Origin of the sequence: Pseudomonas wayambapalatensis (assembly GCF_049942315.1) — a bacterium.
GTDB lineage: Bacteria > Pseudomonadota > Gammaproteobacteria > Pseudomonadales > Pseudomonadaceae > Aquipseudomonas > Aquipseudomonas wayambapalatensis.
On record NZ_JBNFMU010000078.1, the window covers coordinates 1 to 3,929 of the forward strand.

Consider the following 3,929-nt stretch of genomic DNA (forward strand, 5'->3'; position numbering starts at 1 on the left):
GTCGCTGCCTTCGAGCACGCCGGCCTGGTAGGAGTGGCGCTTGGCGGCTTCGAGGGTCTGTTCGTCGACGAACAGGGCCACTTGGGTATCGACCGTGGTGTCGAGCACGCTCACCAGCAAGGTCAGCGAGTTGACCTTGGTTTCGCCCAACGCGGCGTAGTGGCCCAGCAGTGCGGTACAGGTGATGCCGCCGGAGCAGGCACCGAGCATGTTCAGGTCCTTGGCGCCGGTGATCGCCAGCACCGCGTCCACCGCTTCCTTAAGGGCGTCGATGTAGGTCGACAGGCCCCACTCGCGCTGGGCCTTGGTCGGGTTGCGCCAACTGATGATGAAGGTCTGCTGGTTGGAGCGCAGGCAGAAGCGCGCCAGGCTCTTTTCCGGGCTCAGGTCGAACACGTAGAACTTGTTGATCTGTGGCGGCACCACCAGCAGCGGGCGGCTGTGCACCTGCTCGGTGATCGGCCGGTACTGGATCAGCTCCAGCACGTCGTTGCGAAACACCACCGAACCTTCGCTGGTGCCGAGGTTCTTGCCGACCTCGAAGGCTTCCATGTTCACCTGGCTGGGCATGCCGCCATTGTTGACCATGTCCTTGGCGAGGTTGGACAGGCCGTCGAGCAGGCTCTTGCCGCCGGTCTCGAAGAAGCGTTTGACCGCCTGGGGGTTGGCCAGCGTGTTGGTCGGCGCCATGGCTTCGGTCATCAGGTTGATGACGAACTGGCCGCGGCTGACATCCTGGGGCGACAGGTCGCTCTCGGCGATCCAGTCGTTGAGCTCCTTGCGCCAGGCCAGGTAGGTCTGCAGGTAGCGGCGATAGAGCGGATTCTGGCTCCAGGCCGGATCGCTGAAGCGACGGTCGTCGCTCTCGGGATGCAGGCTGGACTTGCCCAGCAGCACGTTTTTCAGCTCCAGGCCGAAATGTGCCACATGCTTGGCGCTGTGCAACGGCTGACGCACCGCCTGGCGCAACACGGTGCGCGCGGAACTCAGCAGGTCCTTGCGACGAATGCCGATGACCGGATTCAGGCCGAGGGTGTTTTCCGAGGCCTGTTTCTGCAGCTCATCGTTGTTCTTGTTACTCATCTACGACGCTCCGTTGTCCTGAGACGAGTACCGGCTGCCTGTGGCGGGTACACAGACGACCGCCCGGTACTGCTGCTCGGGTGACCAGTGATAACGAACAGATGCAGGAACTTGCCAGCCCCATTGGTTACCCGACTTTCATGTAATGCGCAAGACAGCCAGTCATTGGCTGTCTGTAAGTCATTCAAACAAAACGCATTAGAAAATGCGCTCTAACGTCTGGAAGACTTGACCTAGAGCATCAGCTTGACCACCGACTCGACCGGATCGCGGGATTTGCCGGCCTTGTGCAGTTCGTCGAGGTACTCGGCCCACAGCTGCTCCTGGCGCAGGCACAGTTGCTCGAGGTATTCCCAGGTGAACAGACCGCTGTCGTGGCCGTCGTCGAAGGTCAGTTTCAAGGCATATTGGCCGGCAGGTTCCAGGCCGCTGAGGCCGACGTTGATCTTGCCGAATTGCAGGATGGGATTGCCGTGGCCTTGGACCTCGGCGGAGGGGGAGTGCACGCGCAGGAACTCGGCGGGCAGGTGATAGACCTCGCCGGGGGCGTAGGTGAGTGTGAGGGTTTTCGAGGCTTTGTGCAGGTTGATGGCGGTGGGGAGGCGGGCCATGGGGGAATCTCTCGGGAGCTGATGGAACAAGCTTCCAGCTTCTGGTGGAGGGATTCAAGGGCCCATTCGCGGGCAAGTCCGCTCCCACAGGGGCACCCTACACCTTGGCATTGTGGTGACCCCTGGGGAGCGGGCTCGCCCGCGGTGGTGGTATTACAGGATGTAACGCGACAGGTCTTCGTTCTGCGCCAGCTCACCGAGGTGGCTGTTCACATAGGCGGCGTCGATGTTGATCGGCGTCTCGTCATGGGCGCTGGCCAGGTCGCCGGCACTGAACGATACCTCTTCGAGCAGGCGCTCGAGCAGGGTGTGCAGGCGGCGGGCACCGATGTTCTCGGTCTTCTCGTTGACCTGGAAGGCGATCTCGGCCAGGCGCTTGATGCCTTCGTCGGCGAAGGCGATGTTCAGGCCTTCGGTCTTGAGCAGCTCGCGGTACTGTTCGGTGAGCGAGGCGTGCGGCTCCTTGAGGATGCGCTCGAAGTCCTGCGGCGTCAGGGCCTTGAGCTCGACACGGATCGGCAGGCGGCCCTGCAGCTCCGGTACCAGGTCGCTCGGCTTGCTCAGGTGGAACGCACCGGAGGCGATGAACAGGATGTGGTCGGTCTTGACCATGCCCAGCTTGGTGTTGACCGTGCAGCCTTCGATCAGCGGCAACAGGTCGCGTTGTACGCCTTCGCGGGACACATCGGCGCCGCCGACGTTGCCGCGCTTGGCCACCTTGTCGATCTCGTCGATGAACACGATGCCATGCTGCTCGACGGCTTCCAGGGCCTTGGCCTTGAGCTCTTCCTCGTTGACCAGGCGGCTTGCCTCCTCGTCACGGACCATCTTCAGCGCTTCCTTGACCTTCAGCTTGCGCGCCTTGCGCTTGCCCTTGCCCATGTTGGCGAACAGGCTCTGCAGCTGGTTGGTCATCTCTTCCATGCCGGGCGGCGCGGCGATTTCGACGCCCACCGCATCGGCGACTTCGATCTCGATTTCCTTGTCGTCCAGCTGGCCTTCACGCAGGCGCTTGCGGAACAGCTGTCGGGTGTTGGAGTCGCTGCTGGACTGCTGGGCTTCCTCGTTGAAGCTGCTGACCCGCGCCTGCGGCAGCAGGGCATCGAGGATGCGGTCTTCGGCGGCGTCTTCGGCGCGGTGGCGCACACGGACGATTTCCTGCTCGCGCAGCATCTTCAGCGCAGCATCGGCCAGGTCGCGGATGATCGACTCGACATCACGGCCAACGTAGCCGACTTCGGTGAACTTGGTCGCTTCGACCTTGATGAACGGCGCATTGGCGAGCTTGGCCAGGCGCCGGGCGATTTCGGTCTTGCCGACGCCGGTAGGGCCGATCATCAGGATGTTCTTGGGGGTGACTTCGGCACGCAGCTCGGCAGGCAGCTGCATGCGCCGCCAGCGGTTGCGCAGGGCGATGGCGACGGCACGCTTGGCGTCGTCCTGGCCGATGATGTGGCGGTTGAGTTCGTGGACGATCTCGCGGGGGGTCATGGACATGGTGAATTGGGTCCTTGGGCGTAGTGAGTCAGCGTGGGAAAAAGTCCCGCCGTGAGCGGGACACCAGATCAGCTGATCACTCGGCCAGGTCCTGCTCCTCGATGGTCAGGTTGTGGTTGGTGAACACACAGATGTCACCGGCGATATTCAGTGCGGTCTCGGCGATTTCGCGGGCCGAGAGATCGGTCTTGTTCAGCAGGGCGCGGGCTGCGGCCTGGGCGTAGGCGCCACCGGAACCCATGGCGATCAGGCCGTCCTCGGGTTCGACCACGTCACCGTTGCCGGTGATGATCAGCGAGGCGTCCTTGTTGGCCACGGCGAGCATGGCTTCCAGGCGGCTCAGCGAGCGATCGGTGCGCCACTCCTTGGCCAGTTCGACGGCGGCACGCACCAGGTGCCCGGAGTGCTTCTGCAGTTGCGCCTCGAAGCGCTCGAACAGGGTGAAGGCGTCTGCAGTGGCGCCGGCAAAGCCTGCGATGACCTCGCCGTTGTACAGGCGACGGACCTTCTTGGCGTTGCCTTTCATCACGGTGTTGCCGAGGGATACCTGGCCGTCGCCGCCCATGACGACTTTGCCGTTACGGCGGACAGAAACGATGGTGGTCAAGAGAGAGTCTCCACGCAGCGGGGCGAAAATGCCTGTTGCAGACTCATATGGGGGGAGGGGGGAAGGATTTCAACCTGAGGGGATGAGTGGTGGTTGTGCCGGCCCTATCGCGGGGCAAGCCCGCTCCCACA

4 protein-coding genes are annotated in these 3,929 nt (G+C 63.1%); all 4 read right to left on the reverse strand.

Annotation, left to right across the window (positions count from 1 at the left end; translation table 11 throughout):
• On the reverse strand, positions 1–1,083 hold a 1,083-nt coding region (locus ACPZMI_RS02935), incomplete at its 3' end, for an alpha/beta fold hydrolase (protein WP_426351634.1).
• Positions 1,084–1,316: 233 nt separating this feature from the next.
• Entirely contained in the window at positions 1,317–1,694 is a 378-nt protein-coding gene (locus ACPZMI_RS02940) for a gamma-butyrobetaine hydroxylase family protein (protein ID WP_063546560.1), read from the reverse strand.
• 153 nt (positions 1,695–1,847) lie between these two features.
• The gene (gene hslU, locus ACPZMI_RS02945) at positions 1,848–3,191 is read right to left on the reverse strand and encodes an ATP-dependent protease ATPase subunit HslU (RefSeq protein ID WP_054894846.1); all 1,344 of its coding nucleotides are present in this window, start codon (positions 3,189–3,191) and stop codon (positions 1,848–1,850) included.
• Positions 3,192–3,267: 76 nt separating this feature from the next.
• Positions 3,268–3,798, reverse strand: a complete 531-nt coding sequence (hslV, locus tag ACPZMI_RS02950; protein WP_186665813.1) for an ATP-dependent protease subunit HslV — start codon at positions 3,796–3,798, stop codon at positions 3,268–3,270.
• Between the last annotated feature and the right edge of the window lie 131 nt (positions 3,799–3,929).